The following is a 22,084-nucleotide window of genomic DNA, read 5'->3' on the forward strand; positions in this document are numbered from 1 at the left end:
CTCAGGCTCGCGGGTTCACCCCTTATACCACCAGAACTTCCGGCGGCCGTTCGCACATGTCGCACGTCGCGGGAGGTTCCCACTCGGCGAACGCCGTCTTGTTCAGATCGACCAGATCCGGCGCGTCCTCATACTCGTCGACGAACCGGTCGATCGCCAGTTCCACATGTTCTTTGCATACGCAGTACATCCGCTGATTCAACGCCTTCTTTCTGCTTCGTTCACCATTCTGTATTCGTAAGCGGATCCGATGATCCGGCCGGTTATTCCTCTTCCTCTTCGTCGATCTTCTCGGCCAGCTCCACCGTCACCGTCTCCAGCTTGCCGCCCCGGTAGTACGACACTTTCACTTTCTCGCCGATTTTTTTGCTTCCGTACAGGTACTTGCGCAGTTCCATCGTGCTGCCGATCGGCTGGTCGTCGAGCTTGACGATGACATCGTTGAACTTGAGCCCCGCCTTTTTCGCCGGGCCGACCGCTTCCAGCACGATCACGCCGCGCTTCACATCCTCCGGCAGCTTCAGATCGTCTTCCTCGGCGGCGTCTCCGCCTTCCTCGCCGTCTTCTTCCGCTCCCAGCCATTCCTCGTAAACTTGCTGTTCCCAGTATTGTTCAAGATCCAGCGTATATACACCGAGATACGGCCGCGGAACATAGCCGAGATCCAGCAGCTGCTCGACGACCGGCATCGCGTTGTGCATCGGGATCGCGAAGCCGACGCCTTCCACGCCGAAATCGGCCACCTTCATGCTGTTGATGCCGACGACTTCCCCGCTCAGGTTGACGAGCGCGCCGCCGCTGTTCCCCTGGTTGATCGGGGCGCTGATCTGGATAACTTCCTGCTCCCAGTCGTAGATGCCGTTCTGGGCGAGCGATACCGGGATGATCCGCCGGCTCTTGCTCACGATGCCCATCGTCAGCGAATTGTTCAGGCCGAGCGGATTGCCGATCGTGATCACCGTCTCTCCGTTCCGGAGCTGCCGCGAGTCGCCGATCGCCGCCACCGTCTCGATGCCCGCGCCGTCGATCTCCAGCACCGCCAGATCCGTGATCTGGTCCTTGCCCACGATCTCCGCTTCGCGCACTTCGCCGCTTGCCAGCACCGCCTTCACCTGGTCGGCATCTTCCACGACGTGATAGTTCGTAATAATGTTTGCTTTGCCGTTCGCTTTGCGAAAAATGACCCCCGAACCGAGACTGGCCTGCTGCAGCGTCAATTCCTCATCCGGATCGCGGTCTTTCTCCGGCCGGAAGAAGCGCCCGCCCGCCGGCAGCATCTGTTCATTGATAATGCTGACGACCGCGGGCTCCACCCGGGACGCCGCCTGCACGATCCGTTCCGCCGTATCGGCGGAGGAGACGCCCGCCACGCTGACGACGGCGCCCGATCCGCCGCCGCCCCGCCCGAATCCGAAGATCAAGCCGAAAAGCAGCACCGCGCCGAGGGCGCTCACCATCGAGGAAATAAAAGCCAGATGAACCGGGCGCAGTCCGCCCTCGCCCCGCCATCTGCGCCATCCGCCGCGGCCGCCGAAACGCCAGTCCCGTCTCCCGTCTTCCCGTGCGCGCCGGGAGACACGAGTCGAATAGAAATCGTCGTCGAACAAGCTCATCTGTCAGTCGCTCCTCTCGATGGCCGAGGCGCATACACCTTTTTCCCAGTGGATTGGAATGATTTCCGCTGCTCGGGCTACAATGATAAGCATAAACGATTTTTGGGCGTCTGACATCCGTCTTCCGAAACTTTCCTGCGGCGAAAAGCACTGGTAGTTGGGTCAAAAGACGCATTTTCCCAATCGAAGGAGCTGACCGTTCATGAAGCAAACGTCCCCCGCCCCGGATCGCGCATGGGACCATGTGAACCTGGCCGCCGCGCTGGCCGATCTGAAGGAACAGCATTACCGGCTGCTGCTTGCGGTCAGCGCGCTGGCCGATGCCCTCGAGGCACGCGGTTTTCTCAGGCCGGGCGAACTGGAGGAGCGCGCCGCCCGTCTGGACCGGGAAGCCGAAGCCTCGCTCCGCGCCGCCCGCGCTACCCGATCACGCGCCTCGTCACATCGTCCCAAGGCGTAGCCCGGTCATGCCAGGTCGGCTTCAGGACGTCATCATCCTTCTTCAAAAATATGCCGCGGCTTTCCAGAATAGACTCCACCGTCATCCGCGCCAGATCCTGCATATTGTGGTCCAGACTGAGGTGGGCGAGATAAACGCGCTTCGTCCGGTCCGTCATCAGCTCGGCCAGCGCCTCGCCCGCCGCTTCGTTCGACAGATGGCCGACATCGCTCAGGATGCGGCGCTTGATATTCCACGGATAGCGACCCATCCGCAGCATTTCGACGTCGTGATTGGCCTCGAGCACCACCACATCGGAATCGATCACCGCTTCCTTCACCTTGTCGCTGAAGTACCCGAGATCCGTCACCAGACTGAGCTTGTACCCGCCCTCATGAAAACAGTACCCGACCGGTTCCGCCGCATCGTGCGAGATCGGGTACGAACGGACGACCAGCCCGCCGAATTCGATCTCCCCGCCCGTCGCGACGATTTTCCGGTTCGCGTCGGCAATGCCGGCGGTCTGCCGCTCCATCGCCGACCAGGTCGCTTCGTTCGCGTACACGGGCAGCTCATATTTGCGGGCGAAGGCGCCCAGCCCTTTCACATGATCCGCATGCTCGTGCGTCACGAACGCCGCGTCGATGTCGGAGGCGTCGATGCCGCGCTCGCGCATCCGTTCCTCCAGCTTCTTCGCGCTCAGTCCCGCATCGATCAGCAACGTCACATCGTCCGTCTGGACGATGGTCGCGTTGCCCGTTGATCCGCTGGCCAATATCGTAAATCGAAGCCCCATCCGATTCTGTCCTCTCCCGTAATTCGTGCATCCGCTGTGTTGTGCAATATGGGGCGGCGCCCCGGCTGTCCGTTTATCCGTTCAGACGCCGTCCGCTTTCCCGTCCGTTTCGGCCGCGGCCGCATCCTGCTCGGTGGCCACCGCGCCGCTGATGGCGTTGATGTAGTAAACCGATCCGTCTTCAAGCAATACCCGCCATGAAGGCTCCGCCGCCTGGATATCGTCCGTATTGAACAACTGCCCGTGATAACCGAGTTGGATCTCCTTGATGACCGCGCCCGGCTGCAGATAGTTGTCGATCAGCGGCGCCAGCGCCTTGGAGGCGGGCAGCACCGTCTGCCGCTCGTAATCTTCGCTGATGACCGGCTCGATGCGATCCTGCCGGTAGGCGACGATCTTCTGGTTGCTGTAGTACAGCTCAAGCTTCACATCGAAGATCGGCCGGCCGTCCGCGGCAATGCGGGTGAAGACGAACGCCTCGTCCGTCTGGAGCGCCGGATCGAACCGGTACAGCTCCAGATCGGTGATGATATTCCCCAATCCTTCTACTAATTCGCGTTCGGAGAACACAATCCTGCTGTCGACCTGCGGATCGAGGGGAATTTTGTCGGATGCGCCTCTTCGCCCGTCATAGCGAAACTGCAGATCGCCCATCTTCGGCGTGCCGCCCGGCACGCTGGCCGTGATCGTGATGCCCTTCTCCTGCATGATGCGCAGCGTATCCTCGGGCAGCGCGGTCAGATCGACGTTCGGATTGACCTGATCGCGGACATTGAGCCATAGCTGGTATCCGAGCAGCACATTGAGCACCAGGAACGAGAAAATCAGCACGCTTTTCGCCCGGCCCCAATCCATTGCGCATCCACCTCCCGCATCATCACGGCATCCTGCTTTCCCGAACCGCGCCGGCTCGTCTCCGCACGCCGGCCGTTCTTCAGCGCGGCCTTGTCCGCCGGAAGCAAGGCCGAACGCGCGCGCCGGCCGCCTGCCCGCTTTCCGCCGCGGACACGGAGCGGTCAGCCCGCGGCCTCGAGCGGCGCATCCGCCTGCGGAACGTCGGGCTCGGACGGCTCGCCCTCCTCTTCCGCCGTGCCGCCTTCCCGCTCCGCTTCGCCGGTTGCGCCCGCCGCGTCATCGGCCGCGCCTTCTTCGCCGGCGGCCGGCTCTGCGGCGCCGGCTTCCGCGCCTTCCGCTCCGCCCGCTTCATCGGCGCTGTCCGCTTGCCGCATCACGGCAACCGAATCTGCGGCTTCGCCTTCGGACGCATTTTCCGCATTCGCCCCGTCCTCCGCGCGATGTTCCCCGGAGGGCTGCCCGGTCGTTTCCGCGCCGCCATCGGCCGAAGCAGCAGCGGCCGCATCCATCACGGCCTTCGCCACCGACTGGACCGTGCCGTCCGTGTACCGCACCGCCCACACCGGCTCCATGACAAGCCGCCGGTCTTCGGTGAGCGTGACATACTGCGCCGGGAATACCGCCGAGATTTCGCGCAGCCGCGAGAAGGTTTCCAGCGTCGCCCGAAGCCGCTCCCCGCCCGGCAGCCAGCGGACCGCGATGTCCTTCTGCCGCTCGCCGAGATTGAGCAGCGACCGCTCATAGACGACGGCCGTGCCCTGCTGCATCAGCAGCCGGATCTGTCCGTACCGGACGCCGCCGCTGATCAGCGGATACCGCTCATAGTACTGCTGGAACACAATGTTCCGCCCGTCCGAACTCACCGCGCCGGGCACGAACCGGTATCGGCTGTCCCAGCCGCCGTGCTGGTTGACGAACTGGACCGCCGCCAGCACGTTGTCCGCCAGATTGTCCGCGCCGTCCTGCATCGGCACCGGGTCGGTGAACACCATCCACGTGTCGCCGGACTCGAGCTGCAGCCCGCGCTTGCCGTCCGTATAGATGACCTGTCCGCTGCGATCCTCGATGTACCGCGTCTTGTTCGGATCGAAGAACAGGCTGCGCTGCATCTGCTGCGGCGAGAATGTCGTGTACCCGAACGTATACGCGACCGTCTCGACCGGTTCTTCCGGCAGATAAATGTCGCCGCGCCAGTGCGTGTAAGCCGGCATATAGCGGCCCAGCCCGGCGAGATCCGAGATCTCGTCAGCGGTGAGCGGCGACCGGGCGGCCATGTACACCGTCTCCCCGTCCGCGCTGAAGAAATAGATTTCCGCCGCGCTTCTCCCGGGGAAATTCCGCCTTATCAACCAGATGCGGTCGATGGCATCGTTCAGGAACAGAATGTCGCCGTCGATCTGCATCGTTTTCTGCAGCAGCGCGACGGGCATGGCGCCGCCGTACCGCAGTTCGACGCCCTGCGTGTTCCGCCTGAGCTCGTCCCAGTCGCGCATCGCGTAGGGAATCCGCTGGAAGTTGCGGTATTCGCCGGCCGTGATCTGATCATAAATCCGGATGTAATAACTGGTCTCCGGATAGAGGACCGCGTGCCGGTCGCCGCCCATGTGCAGCACCATGTCCTCGGGGTACAGCACTTCGTCGATGCGCAGCGGATCGCCCATCTGTTCGGGTGAGATGTATTCCTGCTCCGTGCGGACGGTCGCGCCGATCTCGGGGAAGCTGTAGACGAGCAGATAGCTCTGCACCAGACTGAGAATGACGAGACCGATCAGAAGCGCGGTCTTGAGCTTCTCCATCATTCCGCGTCACCTCCCCGGCGAAGCGGCAGCGTGAACGTCACGGTCGTGCCGCGGTTCAATTCCGACTCCAGCTCGATCGTGCCGCCGTGCGCCTTGATAATTTCCCGGGCAATGGAAAGGCCCAGCCCCGTGCCGCCCATGTTCCGGGAGCGCGCCTTGTCGACCCGGTAGAACCGTTCGAAGATGCGGGCCTGGTCCTTCTCCGGTATCCCCATGCCGTTGTCTTTCACGCTGATGGACACCGTGTCGGGCGTGGGCTTCCGGGCGGCGATCTCGATATGGCCGCCGTCCTGCGTATATTTGATGGCGTTGGACATCAGATTGTCGAGCACCTGGTCGATCTGGTCCCGGTCGAACCACGCCGTCTCGATGCCGTCCTCGATCAGCACCGATCCGCCGATGCCCTTCTGCTTCATCTGGAACGAAAAACGGTCCGACACCTCTTCCAGCATCTCCCGCACGTTGACCTCGATCGGCCGGAGCCGCTCCTGGTTCGAATCGAGCCGGGACAGATGCAGCAGGTCGTTCACGAGCCGGATCATCCGGTTCGATTCGCCGCGGATGACGCCGACGAACCGCTTCGCCAGCTCCGGCTCTTCGAGCGCGCCGTCGTCGAGCGCCTCGACGTAGCTCTTGATCGTCGTCAGCGGCGTGCGCAGTTCGTGCGAGACGTTCGCGACGAACTCCCGCCGCGAACGCTCAAGCTGCTCCTGCTCCGTGACATCGTGCAGCACCGCGATGGCGCCGGAGATTGTCCGGTCGCGGCGATAGATCGGCGTCAGCGTCACATGCATCAGCCACTCCCCGCCGTCGTCCGGAAGCGGCCGCACAACGATGGTCGAATGCTCGACGCCCGTCTGCAGCTTGTGCAGCTGGTCCTTCGGAATGCCGAGCAGCTCGTCCATCGGCTTGCCGAGCGCTTGCCTCACCCCGAGCATCTCGCGGGCCCGGCGGTTCGTGACGATGACCTGCCCGTTCTCGTCCGCGGCGACGACGCCGTCGCTCATGTTGGCGAGAATCGACGCCAGCTTCTCCTTCTCTTCCTCGTTCGCGGACAGCGCTTCCTGCAGACGGCCGGTCATGTAGTTGAACGCTTCGCTGAGCCGCCCGATCTCGTCATCGCCATAGACCGGCACCTGCTCGTCGAACCGGCCTTCCGCCACGGCCGTCGCCTGGCGGGTCAGCCCCTTGATCGGATTCGTGATCGTGTGGGCGAGCAGCACGCCGAGCACGCCGGTCAGGCCGAGGGCGATCAGCATCCCCGTGACGAAAATCCGGTTGATCCCCCGCATGGTGGCGTACAGATCTTCCATCGACGCGACGACGTAGACGACCCCGATCACCCGGCTCTGCCCCCGCGATGTATCGAAGGCGGGGCGGGCGATCACTTTCTTGCGTACATTGTCCGCGTCGATGATCTCCTCCTCGTTGTCCCGGATGCCCTGCAGCGCACGGCTGACGGCGAGCGTCGTATTTTTGCGTCCGATGATGTCCCGCCGGTCGGGTTCCGACGTCGCGAGCACCCGGCCGCTGGCGTCCAGCACCTGAATCTCGGCCTGGCTGATATTGAACAGCGAGCTGACCAGGTTGCCCAGATCTTCCGCCACTTCCGCATCGGCCGCCTCGCCCGCTTCCGCGCGTTCCGAGGTCAGCGAGTCCTCCACCAGCACGGTGAGCATGTTGACCTGATCGTTCAGATTGTCCGAGAACGACCGCGTCAGCGAATTTTTCGTCGTGCTGATGAAATAGACCCCGATAAGCTGCATGGCGATCAGGATGAGCAGCACGTAGATGATGATCAGCTTGACCTGGATCGTGTGGAAGAAGCGCGTCCGCTTCATGCGCCCGCGAAGCCTCCCGCTTTCGGGTTGCGCATCATGTAGCCGAGCCCGCGGCGGGTCAGAATGTATTCCGGCCGGCTCGGATCGTCCTCGATCTTCTCGCGGAGCCGGCGAATCGTCACGTCGACCGTGCGCACATCGCCGAAATATTCAAACCCCCACACCGCCTGCAGCAAATGTTCGCGCGTCATCACCTTGCCGCAGTTGCGCGCGAGATAATGGACGAGCTCGAACTCGCGGTGCGTCAGATCGAGCGGCTCGCCGTTCTTGTACACGACGTACATGTCCGTATCGATGAACAGATTGAAAATTTTCAGCCCTTGCCTTTCCGGCTGCCGTTCCGCTTCATCCGCGCCGCCGCCCGCCGCGGCCTCCTGCAGCTTCCGCTGGCGCCGCAGATGCGCCTTCACCCGTGCGAGCAGCTCGCGCGTGCTGAACGGCTTCGTCACATAATCGTCGGCGCCCAGCTCGAGGCCGAGCACCTTGTCCAGCTCCGTGTCTTTCGCCGTAAGCATGATGATCGGCGTCTGCATGCGGGCGCGCACTTCGCGGCAGACGTCCATGCCGTCCTTCACCGGCAGCATCAGATCGAGCAGGATGAGATCCGGCTGCTCGCTGAACGCCAGCTCCACGGCCTGTCCGCCGTCGAACGCGCAAATGACTTCGTATCCTTCCTTCTCCAGATTGAACTTCAGGATATCCGCAATCGGCTGTTCGTCATCCACGACCAGAATTTTGCCTTGCATGCCCATCACCGCCGTTCACGTCAAGATTCTTTGCTATCAGTGTATCATATCCGGACGGACGAGTCCCGCCGATTGTGTCGTCTGCCGCTTTAACGCAAAGAAGCATCACCCCGAAGGAGTGATGCTTCACGACAGTTTCTCGCGGTCACAGATAGTTGAGCGGATTTTTCGGCGTGCCGTTCTTGTGGATTTCGAAATGCAGATGCGTCCCCGTCGAATTTCCGGTGTTGCCCATGACGCCGATTTTCTCGCCTTTTTCGACAATCTGGCCTTTCTTCACGTCGATCTTGCTGAGATGGCCGTAGACCGTCTCGTAGCCGTTCTTATGATCGATGATGATGGCGTTGCCCAGACCGTTCTTCTTCCCGGCGAACTTGACAACCCCGGTATCCGACGCGAGGATCGACTTGCCGCCGATCATGTCGATGCCCTTGTGCTGCCGTCCCCAGCGCTTGCCGAATTTGCTCGTAATCTTCGCTCCGCTGACCGGCCAGGCGAACTTGCCCGAGCCTTCGCCGCGGATGACCTTCGTGCCTTTCATGATGATGGCCGGCACCGCAGGTTCAAGCACCTGCTCGTCCACGATTTCCTCGCTCATCAGGTAGCCGTTCTGCTTCGCGAGGCGGTAGGTCACGCGCTTCGTACCCGGCACGCCGGCCTGAATCGTCTTCTGCTGGCCGGCCCGCATCTCGTCGTTCTTCCGGATGATCACTTCCGGCTCAATCTCTTCGATCTCCGATACCCGCTCCACCGTCTCGACCGTCACTTGCGGCTTCAATACCGTGAGATCCAGCACGTCGCCGACACGGATCAGATCGTCTTCGATCTGCGGGTTGTTCTTGTAGATGATCTCGGGGGAAATATCGAACTTGCTCGCAATGCAGCCGATGCAATCGCCTTTCTGCACGACATACGTCGTCTTCTTCGTCGTGCCCGTCACCAGCCGCTCATAGAGCGTGTCGGCATCGGAAATGCGCGCGGGATCGATCTCCACCCGGCCCGTATCGACCTGCTCCACGATCCGGACCGATTCGACCTCTGCCTTGGGCTCCGCTTCCGCATTTCCCGCGTACGCCAGCGCCGTCACTTCCGGCTGCCTGACGGCCGCATCGCCGGCTTCGTCCGCGGCTTCCGGAGCGAATTCTGACTTGATCCGGTCGAGCACCTGCCGCGCCGTCTCCTCGTCCGGCACCACTCCGATCAGCTTCCCGTTCACCTTCACTTCGACGCCGACGGCGTGGCTGTCCAGCAATTCTTCGAGAGCCGCGAGCGACGCCTCCGTCTCCGGCTGCGCCTTGTACTCGCTCCGTTCCACGTAGGTCAGCTCGCCGGTCTCGAGCTCCATCGTAATGCCCGGGTTCGCCGCCGCCAGCTCTTCCCGCTTGCCGCTGAGGAACGCTTCGACGGCTTCTTTCGATTCGACCGTGCCGATCAGTTCGCCGTCCCGGTACAGCTCATAGTAGGACACGGTATTGGCTTTCACATAATGGTGACCGTAGGCCGCCCCTCCGGCCAGGATGACGAACGAGCAGCCCGCCAGCAGCGCCCGTCTGACGCCTGTCCGGGAGAACGCGCTTCCAGCCGGTTTGATGAATCTCCGAATCTTGCCTTTCCAGACCTGAACCCGGGCTGCCATCCGCGTGCCGAAGGCGCGAACCTTCTCCCCGGCGGCCCGGATCGGTTTCCTGTAATCGGTCATGATCGTCTCCTTCATCGATGCATCCGATTCTGGATCGGTTTGTCAAAATCTAAAAAATATAGGCGCAACGACCCATTCATGTCGTCACGCCTATAACTGTAGCACAGGCTTCCAAAGCCGAGCAATGCCGGAATATCCCGAGCACGATTAATATTTCCTCAGATTTTTCTCAGAATTTGTTCAGAATTCCCATCAATTCGTCATATTCCGAACGGTCGAGGTATGCGGCGACGATTTGCTGCACTTGCAGCAGCTCTTCCGCCGTCAGGCCTCCCTCCGTGAATTCGGAGATTCGCTGCCACTCCTCCTGCGGCACCTTCCCGACCAGAATCGCGAACAGCCGGTTCCGTTCGTCATCGGTGAGCCGTGATTTCGCCTCGAGCAGATCTTCGGTCGAGACGACCGTGCCGCCGGACGCGCCGGCGCCGCCGTGCGCTTCCGGCCCCGTGCCGAAGCCGGATTCCTCTGTCGCGCCGGATGCTTCGCCGCCTTCGCCTTCATTCCCCGGCTGCTCTCCGGACGCGCCGCCCGGCGGTTCTTCACCTTCCGGGCCGCCGACTGTGCCTTCATGCAATCCTGAGCTGCCGTCGCCCGAACCCGTGCCGCCGGCTCCCGGCTCCTGCTTCTCGCCGGCCGGCTCCGCCGCACTGCCTTCGCCGCCGGAACGGCTCCACGCGCCGTCCGCTTCCGGCTGTCCGCCGGTCTGTCCCCGATCCGGCGCCTCGGCCGCGGTTAGTCCGCTCTGCGGCTCCTCCGCGCCCGCGTCCACGCCCCACAGCCGGCCCCACATGCCGGAGAGCGCGAACGGCGGCTTCTCCAGCGGAATCTCGTATTCTTCCAGCAGCGCTGCCACATAACTGTTCACGATGTAGCCGGTCGTCCAGATCGCGAGAAAACTGGCGAGGAGCGCGGCCGCCGCCGCCTTCCACAGCCAGCTGAACATTTTCCACATGTTGCATCTTCCTTCCTGTCCTGCATGGTACGCTTCAGGCTATTTTTACCATTATGGACAGGAATGCCGGCGCCCATTCGCCCTTAGCAACGATAAATGCACCCGGAACATTGACTGCTTGTACCAAAGGACAAAATAGCGGTTAATTCTGAAATAGCGGTTAATTCTGAACTCAACTTTCGCAGCTTAATTTTCCGAACAAAGCCTTGATATAATTGGGCAAACTCGCAATCCATTGCTGGAGTTGACATACAACGGCAGACTGATCCCGTTTGGATTTTGCTTCCGTGAACGCCATGAAAAATGCGATCAGATGCTGCAAAGCCGTTTTGAGATCCAGGTCTCGAACTTCGTCGGAAAACAGGAAAAACAGACCGCCCAACGACCGCGCGTCGTTGTTGTGACGGCGTTCCCATTCCATTACGAGATAACGGGTAAACACGATCGTGGTGTGGCTGATGAGCATATCAAACGAACGACCTTGAAACTCCGTTCCCAGTCCAGGTACGATTTGGCAAATTTGAAGAACGTCTCAATGCTCCAACGCATGCCGTAGATGCGAACGATTTCAGCCTCTTCCAACGTCAAATCGGTGCTGAGCAGAACCAGCCAATCCCGCCGCCGATGGCGGTTTTGCACAAAGACCAGTTTGATCGGCAAACCGCAGGCGGTTTGAACGATGACCGAGCCAAGGATTTCTTTGTTTTTCTGCTTTGGCAACAGGGCATACAGTTCATGGAGCGTCAGGCTTTTTCCGTCGAACCGGTATCGTTGTTTCATCGCCTTGACCATCCCAATGACATGCAGACCTTTCGCCATCAGTTCACGCAACAGAGGCGCTTGGGTAAACCAACTGTCCATCAGGACAAAGTCAGCGCTAAATCCAGCCTGAATCGCTCGATCAAGCAGAGCCGCCACGGCATCCGGTTTGCGTGAAAGCGCCTCGATGCGGCGTTTGTAGCCTTGGGTACGCTTGGACAGACGTTCCTTCATCTCGCAAAAGCGATTCGTCAGCTTGGCCGAGCTGAGCATGACAAAATCGATGGGCGCAAAGCTGAAGCCATCCGACCATCCGAGCGTGAGCATGTTGTAGCCGCGAGCATATCTCCCCGTCGTATGATCGAAGATGCGGGCAAGCAACTCGGCTTTCTTGCTGCGATCCCTGCGAAGAACCGAATCATCAATGATGAACGTCCGAACGCGGGACGAAGAGGTTAAGGAATCAAAATGCTGAACGACCTTCAGACTCAAGGCATGCAAAAATCGTCGCCAGGCAAAGCGTGGATGGTTTAAGAATCGATAGACTACATCTTTGCCAGGCAACGACTGGCGGCGGTCGCTATGCAGAAGACGAAACCAATTGCGCCCTTCAAACACGAGCGTAAAGATCAACCGAAAGATCATTAGACTGGATAAGCCGAACGACTTCGAAATGCCGACTTTACGCAACAGTTGTCCGATTTGCAAAGCGGAAAATAAAGCCGAGATTCGTTCTTGGCCCTTTTCAGACAGGAAGTTGTGTTGTACCATAGAGTTACGCACCTTTCTGTTTGGGATGGGAAGACTATCCACTTCCATTTTACCAAACGGAAAGGTGTTTTTCTGTCAAGAACGAGATTTTTCAATAAGAAATCCTAGTCATTTCAACATGAAATCGGAATGTGGATAACTCAGGCCTGTGGATAACCCGCCATCGCACTACGGAATGCCTGTTTCAATGCGTTTTTGGAGCCGGGCTTTTAAGTCTTCTTACGTTCTGATGTGATCCTGCGTTTTTTTGCACAACCCAAAGAAGACCTGATTTTTACAGGTCGAAATGCCGTTATGGCCAGGGATGAATCGAACCGTTAGGCCGCATGTAGAGTCGGAATGAAGCTTATGGCCAATGCTCTGAGCTTTTGCTGCATCGCATCGACGATTCCAGCGAGCGTCGGATTCGGCGCAAGCCGGATATGCTGGTAGCGACCGGAGCCGACCACATTGCCGGGTACCCGGATCACCGCTCGGCGAATCGTTTGGACTTCGCACCGCTGCAAGGTTTCCGGCATCAGCGTCTGTTTGAACCAGACCATCACGTTGTAGGCAATGGCCTTGATCCAGCTGAACAGCAGGTTGCGGAGCATGGAATGTTGGCTGTTTTGTTCCACCGCATAACCTTCTTTCAATTCATCGATGCGATTCTCGATGTTGGCGCGCTTGTTGTACGAGCGAAGCAGCATGAGCGGCTTGAGATCGGTATTGGTGACAATGGCTTGGAAGGAATAGGTCGTGAGAGCCATCGTCAATTGGCCATCGGTTGTACGCTCGGTTTCGTGGGCTTCCCGGTAGATGACACAGCGCCTGGCTTTCTCCCAGTTGGTAAGGAGAATCGGGATGTCGGCAGCAGCCCAACGATCATCCTCGTCTGCGAACGTAATGTGCTCTTCCTTTTCGTTCAGCGTCTCCCAAAAGGCGGGATGCTGCTGCAGATAAGCGATGGCCTTCTTGACGGTCGCTTTCTTCGGGAGCTTGAAGATGTACTGCCAGCCGCGTTCTTCGGCGTACGCCATGACAGCTTCGTCGGCAAAACCGCAGTCGGCCCGGATGCCTTCGACGATCCATTCCGGCGGCAGCATCGCTTCGACTTCTTTAACGAACGAGAGCAAATCCTTCATGCCGTTCATGTTGCCGGGATTCAGTTGCAAGTGGATCAGCTCGCCGCTTCCGGCGATGAAAGCAACCCGGATCTTGTACGAGGGACGTCCGTGGTAACGCGGATTGTAGCCGTTTGTCGCGCCTTCCTGCTCCCCGAACAGCGTGATGACCGTGTCGTCGATGTCGATCCAGACCAGGCGCTTTTCGCCCGTCCGCGCCTTATGTGCCAGCAAATCCCGGTTTAACGCGACAAGCTGAATCAGATGGCTCCAGGTGAGTTTGCCCAGGAAATTGCGAAAGGTGCTTTCGTCAGGAAAACGCTCGATGCCGGTAACGATCTGGTAACCAGGGTCCGACTGCAGGGCATTCATATGTGAAAAACGTGTGTGGCCGAGCAGCGCGCAGTCCAGCAGGTGATCGACGAGCTTTTCGGCCGTGTAGACACAGTTGGCTTTTTGTTCCAGATGAACGTGACTCTCGATAAGGGTGTCCAGACCGATGAGTTCCTTGAACCTGGCAAGGAACTGGAAGTTCCCGGCTTCCGTGACGGTGTTGTTGTCGAATGTGACCGGTCTCAACTTCTTCATGATCTGCTTGATTCGGCGACGCTCCGCAAGAATTTCAATTCGGCGTTCGCGGCGTGATTTTCGTTCCGGCGCATGGTTGGTTGCTTGTGGTACCATGTTGCTAGGGACACTTCCTCTCGTTGGTTATTCGTGGTGGTTTAACCTTTGACAAGAGGCTTGCAGTGTCCTGTTTATTTTGCAAAAAAATTGGCAACTTTTTATGACGAAAATGCCTTGTCACAACGTGAATCTCTCAGATTTTGGCTAGGCTACATTCCGAATTCATGTTAAACAGTAAGATGACGCAAAGGAGTGCTATTATCAGATGTTCAAGAAACTGCTGATTTTCGGGGTTGTTGCCATTATATCGCTTACTTCTATTAATGTTGCAGCGGAAGCAGAGGAAAGCGGCCAGATGTTCCCGGACGTGGGGAAGGAGCATTGGGCGAGATCGGTGATTGAAAGCGCCGTGTCCAAAGGGTATGTCTCTGGATATCCCGATGGGAAGTTCCGTCCCAATCAGGATGTTGCACGCTCCGAGTTCGTCAAGATGCTGGCCGTAGCGCTGAAACTTCAGCCTGAAGGGCTCAGTCAGCCGTGGTACCAGTCATACGACAATGCGCTGCGCAAAGCTGGTATTTTGGAGGATGATGACTTTCACTTCCTCAATTACGACGCTCCGATTACCCGGCTTGAGCTGATTCGGCTGTCGGTCAAGGCGCTGGATACAGCACATATCGACAAGGAAGAAATCGAATTAGTTCGACTGGCGACGGAGACAGGGTTACTGCGAGGACTCGACGGAGATCTGAGACTGAGCAGCCACACATCTCGCGCCGAAGCTGCGGCGTTCATTGAGCGGCTTTTGGCGTTACGTTCCGGAAACGGGTTGCCTGTCGATGCCGCAGCACACGCGAAGGCGAAAGGGCTGAAAGCCGATCCGTGGGGACGAGTTATTCGGACGACGAATCTTCCGAAAAACGCGACGGAGTATCCGTATATCCTCGAAGGCATCCCGAACGCCATGTACGAGATGGGATACAACAAGAAGTTCTTTCCGAATGGATTGGGCGAAACTTCAAGGCAGTTCCATGAACGATTGAAGTCCTACAAACGGGAAAACATCGACAAGTGGTTGCCCAACGCGGAGCAGTGGCTGAATATGGCGGTGAACGTCGATTACCGGACGATTGACGAGCGTTGGGTGAAGGAGATGGGCGATCTAGGCAATTATTTTGCCCGGAGAGATGCCATCGACAGTTTCTACACCCGTTACGCCGAGAAAGTACGGAAAGAGAAAATCCGGATCATTGGCAACGTCCGGTTGGAGCCATCCATCATCGTCAATGACGATTTGTATCGCACGTTCATTCGGGCCAAAGTGGAGTTTAAAATTGTCGATGCGAAAAATCCGAAAGACGTGTTCTTCATGTCATTTCAGCCAAAGGAAGGATTCGAAATCGGACGGTGGTATCGCGGTTACGCGGATATCGAACTCGGCAACATGGTCACTCTTCCGGATACGCTGACGGATATGCGAGTGGGGCATGTGTATTCAACCTTCTTCTGGAATTACGATTTTAACATCAAGGAGTGACGGTATGCGTCGCAAGCTGTTTTCATATGTTTTGATCGCGGCGTTGCTCGCACCTTTCACGTTGCCCTTCGTTCCTGTCCGGGAAGCCGAGGCAAGTGAAATGATGTTCAGATATAACGAGGCTACCGATACCTTTGATGGATCATCCAACGATGTCAAGGCAAGTCCAGATAAAATAAGCTATCGGACGGTCGGCTGGACCGTGACGAAGGTGCCAACGAATGGAAATCCGTTGGCCTATACGCACGGCGTGATGCTAGACAATGATGGTAATCCGGGGTTTCAAATTAGGGAGGACCCGCCCAATGCGGGTCCGGGCGAGGATGTCAGAACCTTCTTCGCCGTGCCCCGGACTGTCCTTGAACAGGCGCTCAAGGATGCCGATCTGCTCGATGCCGTGGACGGTCAGACGGTTTATATCCACTCGATCTTCCGCATTGAGAACAGCCCGAAGAACGCGGGGAAACTGTTCTACACGCTGGATCAGATACTGGCTGCGGAGAACTGGTCCCAGGCGACACGGGAAAATTTGCGCATGCGCTTCGATAATCTGATCACTTTCCAGTCGCCGAAGTATGACGGTGACGCCGTAGTACGGCTTGTCCGTGCAGATTCAACCGTGGAGGAACTCCCTCCTGAAAACGTGGTGAAAGGCGTGAAGGCCGGGACACCGTTCAGCTACACGCTGTCAGATACCATCAGCCGGGATGGAAAGACATACCAACTGTACAAGTCATATATCCGGTACAAGCTGAAGCCGGAGGTTGAACATTTTCCGCAATTTGAGGGTGATCCTAGTCTTAAGACCCGCAATCCGACCGTTGCTGTAGGGGGTACGGACATCGTTGGCGTATATCGAGAGCAACAGACCCAGAGACCCGACTTGGTAGCGGTGGACATTACGGCGAACGGTCCGATCGAAGTCGGCAAACCGACGAACTTTACTGCGAAATGGCGGGTGGATAATAAAACGACGGGAAAACCCTATAACGTGAAAATCATGGTCGATGGGGGGGAATTAAAGTTAGCAAGCCAGCCGGCAAGCGAGCCGGGAGAGTATTCCATAAACTTCACCTACACGTTCACGTCCGCAGAGCAGAAGACGTTCCTGCTTGTGGTGGACAGCGCCAACGCGATTGCGGAGAGCAACGAGAACAACAACCAGGTATCCAAATCGTTCAAGGCGGTGGATCCCAACAAGAACTTCACCGGCGATTTTGACGTGCTGCCGCCAGTTATTGAATTCCGTGAATCGTTCGAACTTAAGCCGAAAAATTTTGTGTTCAGGGGCTGCACCTATGACAGCCACCGGTACAAGATCGAGCGGAATGGCGATACCTATTACACATCCTGGGCGAACAGCCAAAGCGAAAGCCATTCGTATTCTTACAGCACGTATCCGCGGGTTATTGGAATCGGAACCCATATCATTACACTGGAGATCCGGACGAAGGATTGCGGAACGGCGCAGCCGGCCACCCATACGCTGGTCGTGAACGGGCCGAGCGGCAACCAGCCTCCCCAATTTGAGATTGGTTTCGTCTATCCGTTTAACCCGACCCAGCCGGTTCATGAAGTTGTCGAAGGCACGGTCATGCATCTGATTTACATCAACGACCCGAGCGTTCCGACGCCGTATGATCCGGACGGGGACCCGCTGGAATTTCTGGGCTTCGACTTTTCCGAAAGCTCAAGCTGGGCCAAAACCATCCCGCAAAATTATCCCGAATACGGCGACGGATACCACAACATTGTCATGAACGGCATTGGCTATCACCAGGTCAAGGCGACGATGCGGGATGCTTTCGGAGCGGTGACCACCAGGACGACGTACATCCGGGTCATTCCGCCGAACCCGGTTGCTGTTATCGAAGGGCCGAAGGAAGTGAAGGAAGGCCGGCCGCTGCCGCAGCCGTTCAGCAGCGCCAAAAGCTACAGCCCTGTCGGCCGTAAGATCGACCACTCGAAGGACGAGTGGACGAACTTGAAAGATGTGTACACGAAACCGGGCAAGGAGATCATCACGCTCTATGTCACCGACAGCATCGGCCTGCGGTCGCTTGAGCCGGCGGTGCATGAGCTCACCGTCCTGCCGGACGAGCCGCCGGTCGCCAAGCTCGAAGTCGAACCCCGCGGCATTCGCGGCCAGACATACTACGTGTACAACAAATCGTTCAGCCCGGACGGAGACAAAATCGCATCCGTACAGTACAAAATGCGCTACGATGACGAGAACAACGGCTTCGATGATGATCCGTGGACGAATATGACGGGGGATAGGACCCGTGCTGCCTTCAAGCCGAACCGGGTCGGGAAATACCAGTTCTACGTCAAAGTTTGCGAGGACTACGGCAAATGCGACGATACGCTGTCCGATCCGGTTGAAGTCACGATGATGGACGTTCGGAACCTTCCGCCGGAAGTCTCCTTTGAGTTGGAAGGGAAGAACCCGCAGCCGGATCTGTCGCTCAGGCGCGTCTATACGCCGGCTGAAATGTTCAACTGGACATTGACGGGCGTCAACAGTACCAGCGCGCTGGACGGAAAGCGGATGCGCTGGAGCTTCAGTGATACGGAATTATTCGGAAAAACCGGTAAAAAGAATGAGCGGTTATACGGCAACGGACTGTACTACCCAACAGGCATTATAGCGTTCTTTCCGCCATTCGCTGATGCCGGGTACGGGAAGAATGGCTATAACCTTTATCGGCCGATCGGTGCAGCCGACCCGAATAAAACCCTCAGTCAGCCATTGCTTGTTCCAAATCCCAGTACAGGGGAATGGACCCCGATAGCTTTCGGCATCAGTTCCAATAAACCGAATTTCGTTTCGACGCCTACACACGTCTATTTCAGTCATAATGGCCGTTTCTTTGCGCTCAACAAAAGTAAAATTGGCCGATATGAATACAATTTCGAAGTGAAAAATGGATCGATTGTGGGCTTAAGACACGACCTGCCCGATGGCTCTTACTATGACTACATCTTGAACGCACCAAGCATCAAGTATTATGCGGAGGTTCGGGATTGGAAAGATGTTCCTGAATTTGTGAAAGAAAACGAACGAAAGCCTGGTGTCAGCTATGCACCCGTTGCCATTACGCCAGACAAGTATTTTGTAACGGAGGATACCGTATATCAAATCGCCAAATGGAGTTGTTCCTGCTTAAAAAGTGATGGAGAAATTTATACGAAAAACGGGCAAACGATCATCTCCTATGATTTAAAAACGGGTGAGATGATTGCAAACGGGCTGGAGAAAAGAATCGATTATTTTTATAACACCCTGAACAATGGATTTTCCCGAAACGGGAATTTGGTCATTTGGTATTCCGACTTTAAAAAGCTCTCAGCCCACACCTATGACAGACATTTGAATCTTAAAAGCACGAAAGAAATACCGCCGATCCAAATCAATCCTCCGCAACCGTACCTGACGTGCTCGGGAGCTTATAACTATGAACTTGCGTTTGAGGATCTTAATGAAAACACCTATATGTATGAAGAACACAACTGTATGAACGGCTCCATGGAGTCGAGAAACTACGGTTCTGTGTATCTGGTGAAGTTTGACCCCGACTTCAATCTCGTATGGCGGACCAAGCTTGAAGGAACGGATTTTAAACCCAATATTTCCGATACCGCTGTTGATATTCCGGACATGGTTGTCAATTCGGCCCAGAAAGAAATTATCGTCCGGACGTATAAATACACGAACGAATGGAACGGTACGAAAGTCCTTCAGGCGGTAAATATGGATACCGGCGCTGTGCGCACGCTTGATCCCAATCTGGTTTTTGATTTTGACGGCACCAACTTCGATATCGACGCTATTGGTCAGAAACAGATGCGATCAACGAAAACGACGCCGTACTCCTATACACCGTATGGGATCAAGTTCACATGGAACCAAAATCGGTATAATGGCTATACCTGGGACGGACAATCGCAGTTTTCATTTACCGCGGGAGGCCTGATTGATTACGACGGCTACATGGCTACCGCTGCGGAGCGTATCATGAACTCGCAATATGTCGGGGATGGCATCTTGCTGTCCATGATGATAAGAACTGCTAGTCCCTACAGCTATTATTTTTACCCGTGGTTGAACGTCGGGGTTCCGGTTGGGGGTGAGCGCCAAGGTCCGGGACTTACCCTTGGTCAATTGCTCTCATCCAACAACGTCAAGGATCATGAGATCACCTTTACGTTGTCCCTGGATGATGCGGATGTCGATCGGGAATTGGTCGGCATGTCGTTCAGGGCAGCGAATGCGGCCAATCGTTACGCGGTCGAGACGAATGGATCCACCATCTATTTGTCCAAGTATGTGAACGGGAGCCGGACGGTGCTGGCGCAGCAAAATTACCCCTTCCAGGATGGGGTGAAGGTGCTGTTCAAGGTCAAGTTTGCCGGCGACAAGCTGGAGCTGTTTGTCAACGGAGCGCCTTATTTCAAAGTGACGGACGGCACGTTCACATCCGGCAAATTTGGTCCGTTCAGCGACAAGTCGTATGTCCGTTTCGGACCGGTCTCGGTAAAGGAAATCGTTCCGGATGAAATCATTTGGGACGCGGAATACGCCATTTGGGAGGAAGGTTCCGCCAGGGCCGAGATCCAGTACAAAAACATCAGGTTCAACGATCCGGAAGGCGACCCGCCGGCCGGCTCGTATCAATGGACCTATGTCCACACGCCGATGTTCATCCGCAACCAGGGGCTTTCCGCTCTGCATAACAAGACGTTTTCGGAGGGGCAGATCTATTTCGATAAAGTCGGCCTCTACGAAGTGCGGCTGTCGGCGAAAGACGATCCGCATCCGGACTACCGTTACCCGAGCAAGGTGTTCGATGAGTACCGCGAGCCTTCCAATGTGTTCGGCAAGCGCATCATTGTTCACCGGCGGCCTGTCGCACGCTTTACGCTGTCCTTGAACAGTGACAAAACCGTCAGGTTTGACGACACCAGTTACGACCCGGACAGATGGGCGAGCGCAAGCGAGTTTTCTCCGCCCGAGGACGGGAAGAATTATCAGACGACGCGAGGCATTTTTGAACGGAAGTATTACTACATTACGCCGAGCGGAGCCGTCCATATGGAAAAGCTGGTGGTGCCGAGAGAAGCCGGGACTTATACGGTCGGCATGGCGGTAAAAGACGAGTACGGCGCATGGAGCGATTACTACGAGCAAGTAATTACGGTCCATGAGCTTCCAGCTCCGAACGAACCGCCGCATGCCGGATTTACGGTGAATCCTGCGACGACTTATCGCGGCGTGGCCGTGACGATCGATTCGACGGCCTGGGACAAGGAAGACGGCGACCGGACGAAGCTGCCGCATGAATACTACATCTCCAATGTAAGCGGCGGATCGGAGTTGCTTGCGAGCGCATCCCGGACGAGCTGGACGAAGACGTTCAATACGGTCGGCACGTTCCGGATTCGGCAAGTGGTGTGGGATTCGCTCGGCCAGACCGACCAGGCGATCCAGACGGTGACGATTCTGAACCGGAAGCCGCAGGCGAACGTGACGACGCCCGCCAGCGCGGCCCCGGCCAATCCGACGAAGTTTGATGTGCTGCGGCCGACGTTCGTATGGACGTACTCGGATGCCGACGGTGACGCGCAGACGCAATACCAGGTGCAGATTTATCGCACGAACGGCACGCTTGAACGCGACACCGGTGTAAGATCCGGTTCCGCTAAAAATTGGGTGCCGACTGCCGACCTGCCGGAGCGAGTGACGATGTACGTCCGGGTGCGGGTGCATGACGGTTACGATTGGAGCGATTGGAGCGGGCCGAAGTATTTCTACATCGAGACGAACCGGCCGCCCGTGGCGGATTTCGATTGGTCGCCGAAACCGACGTATGAAGGGGATACGATCACGTTGATCGACCGCTCGACTGATCCCGATGGGGATCCGCTGACGTATCAATGGTCGGTCAGCGGGCCGAACGGATATACTCGGAGCGGTTCGACCCAAGCGTTCGCCATTCCTGGCGCGGATACGGAAAATCGCACCGGCGTTTACAACGTCACCCTCACGGTCCGTGACCCGAAAGGGGCATCGGACAGCGTGACGAAACCCATCACGGTGCTGCCGCTCATCATTGAGGGAGAAGTGCATCATACGCCAGAGTGGCGGGAAAAACACGCGGCAGCAGGGCATGAGGTCGAGCACGATCCGAAAGATTTCTATTCGGGCGAGGTCATGCGCGTTGCGGCAGTGATTTCGGCGGCGCCGGCGAACGAGGTGACGGCGGAACTGCGGGCCGTGTCGAAGACGGGGGATTCGATCCGCAAAAGAGTGGTGCTTACTAATGCAGGCGGTCTGCGGTATGAAGGTGAACTGCACGACGAAAGCTGGATGTCGTTTGATGGAGAGATCCGGGAAGGCGAACATACGATTGTCTTTCAGGTCGTGTACCGCAACGGCGTGAAAAAAGAGACGTCGGTGCCGGTCCGGATCATCGGCAACATCTACAAAGCCGTGTCGGTGCATCGGGTGCAGTAGGCGACGGCGGCACCGGATGCGGCCAGACGG

Annotated in this window: 13 protein-coding genes and 1 pseudogene; 3 read left to right on the forward strand and 11 right to left on the reverse strand. The window is 57.5% G+C overall.

Annotation, left to right across the window (positions count from 1 at the left end):
• Nucleotides 1-22 precede the first annotated feature (22 nt).
• Both THECO_RS00650 and THECO_RS00655 read right to left on the reverse strand, forming a co-directional pair.
• A complete protein-coding gene (locus THECO_RS00650; RefSeq protein ID WP_015253149.1) occupies nucleotides 23-190 on the reverse strand; it encodes a CxxH/CxxC protein in 168 nt (55 codons plus the stop codon).
• Between the two features lie 73 nt (nucleotides 191-263).
• Entirely contained in the window at nucleotides 264-1,613 is a 1,350-nt protein-coding gene (locus tag THECO_RS00655; protein WP_015253150.1) for a S1C family serine protease, read from the reverse strand.
• A 202-nt stretch (nucleotides 1,614-1,815) separates the two neighbouring features.
• Here THECO_RS00655 and THECO_RS00660 point away from each other — a divergent pair, with 202 nt between their 5' ends.
• Complete coding sequence (locus THECO_RS00660; protein WP_015253151.1) at nucleotides 1,816-2,073, forward strand: hypothetical protein; 258 nt, start codon at nucleotides 1,816-1,818, stop codon at nucleotides 2,071-2,073.
• Here the strand turns inward: THECO_RS00660 and THECO_RS00665 are convergent.
• From THECO_RS00665 to THECO_RS00705, 9 genes and pseudogenes are all read right to left on the reverse strand, one after another.
• Entirely contained in the window at nucleotides 2,033-2,848 is an 816-nt protein-coding gene (locus THECO_RS00665) for an MBL fold metallo-hydrolase (RefSeq protein WP_015253152.1), read from the reverse strand. The genes THECO_RS00660 and THECO_RS00665 overlap by 41 nt on opposite strands.
• An 81-nt stretch (nucleotides 2,849-2,929) precedes the next feature.
• Complete coding sequence (yycI, locus tag THECO_RS00670; RefSeq protein ID WP_015253153.1) at nucleotides 2,930-3,703, reverse strand: two-component system regulatory protein YycI; 774 nt, start codon at nucleotides 3,701-3,703, stop codon at nucleotides 2,930-2,932.
• A 161-nt stretch (nucleotides 3,704-3,864) separates the two neighbouring features.
• A complete protein-coding gene (locus THECO_RS00675; RefSeq protein WP_015253154.1) occupies nucleotides 3,865-5,502 on the reverse strand; it encodes a YycH family regulatory protein in 1,638 nt (545 codons plus the stop codon).
• Nucleotides 5,499-7,343 (reverse strand): cell wall metabolism sensor histidine kinase WalK, encoded by a 1,845-nt coding sequence (walK, locus tag THECO_RS00680; protein WP_015253155.1) that lies wholly within the window; start codon nucleotides 7,341-7,343, stop codon nucleotides 5,499-5,501. Before walK ends, THECO_RS00675 begins: the two co-directional genes overlap by 4 nt.
• Nucleotides 7,340-8,089, reverse strand: a complete 750-nt coding sequence (gene yycF / locus THECO_RS00685; RefSeq protein ID WP_015253156.1) for a response regulator YycF — start codon at nucleotides 8,087-8,089, stop codon at nucleotides 7,340-7,342. The genes walK and yycF overlap by 4 nt, the downstream gene beginning before the upstream one ends.
• A 145-nt stretch (nucleotides 8,090-8,234) precedes the next feature.
• Entirely contained in the window at nucleotides 8,235-9,788 is a 1,554-nt protein-coding gene (locus THECO_RS00690; protein ID WP_015253157.1) for a M23 family metallopeptidase, read from the reverse strand.
• A 169-nt stretch (nucleotides 9,789-9,957) separates the two neighbouring features.
• Nucleotides 9,958-10,740 (reverse strand): hypothetical protein, encoded by a 783-nt coding sequence (locus THECO_RS20280; protein ID WP_015253158.1) that lies wholly within the window; start codon nucleotides 10,738-10,740, stop codon nucleotides 9,958-9,960.
• A gap of 172 nt (nucleotides 10,741-10,912) precedes the next feature.
• Nucleotides 10,913-12,270 (reverse strand): annotated as a pseudogene (locus THECO_RS00700) (IS4 family transposase).
• A gap of 317 nt (nucleotides 12,271-12,587) precedes the next feature.
• Entirely contained in the window at nucleotides 12,588-14,057 is a 1,470-nt protein-coding gene (locus THECO_RS00705) for an IS1380-like element ISPaen1 family transposase (RefSeq protein WP_015253160.1), read from the reverse strand.
• 208 nt (nucleotides 14,058-14,265) lie between these two features.
• Here THECO_RS00705 and THECO_RS20285 point away from each other — a divergent pair, with 208 nt between their 5' ends.
• Together THECO_RS20285 and THECO_RS00715 are read left to right on the forward strand one after the other, a co-directional pair.
• Nucleotides 14,266-15,537: an S-layer homology domain-containing protein gene (locus THECO_RS20285; RefSeq protein WP_015253161.1), complete on the forward strand. Its 1,272-nt coding sequence runs from the start codon at nucleotides 14,266-14,268 to the stop codon at nucleotides 15,535-15,537.
• Between the two features lie 4 nt (nucleotides 15,538-15,541).
• The gene (locus THECO_RS00715) at nucleotides 15,542-22,054 is read left to right on the forward strand and encodes a glycoside hydrolase family 78 protein (RefSeq protein WP_015253162.1); all 6,513 of its coding nucleotides are present in this window, start codon (nucleotides 15,542-15,544) and stop codon (nucleotides 22,052-22,054) included.
• Nucleotides 22,055-22,084 lie beyond the last annotated feature (30 nt).

Source organism: Thermobacillus composti KWC4 (genome assembly GCF_000227705.2).
Classification (GTDB): domain Bacteria; phylum Bacillota; class Bacilli; order Paenibacillales; family Paenibacillaceae; genus Thermobacillus; species Thermobacillus xylanilyticus.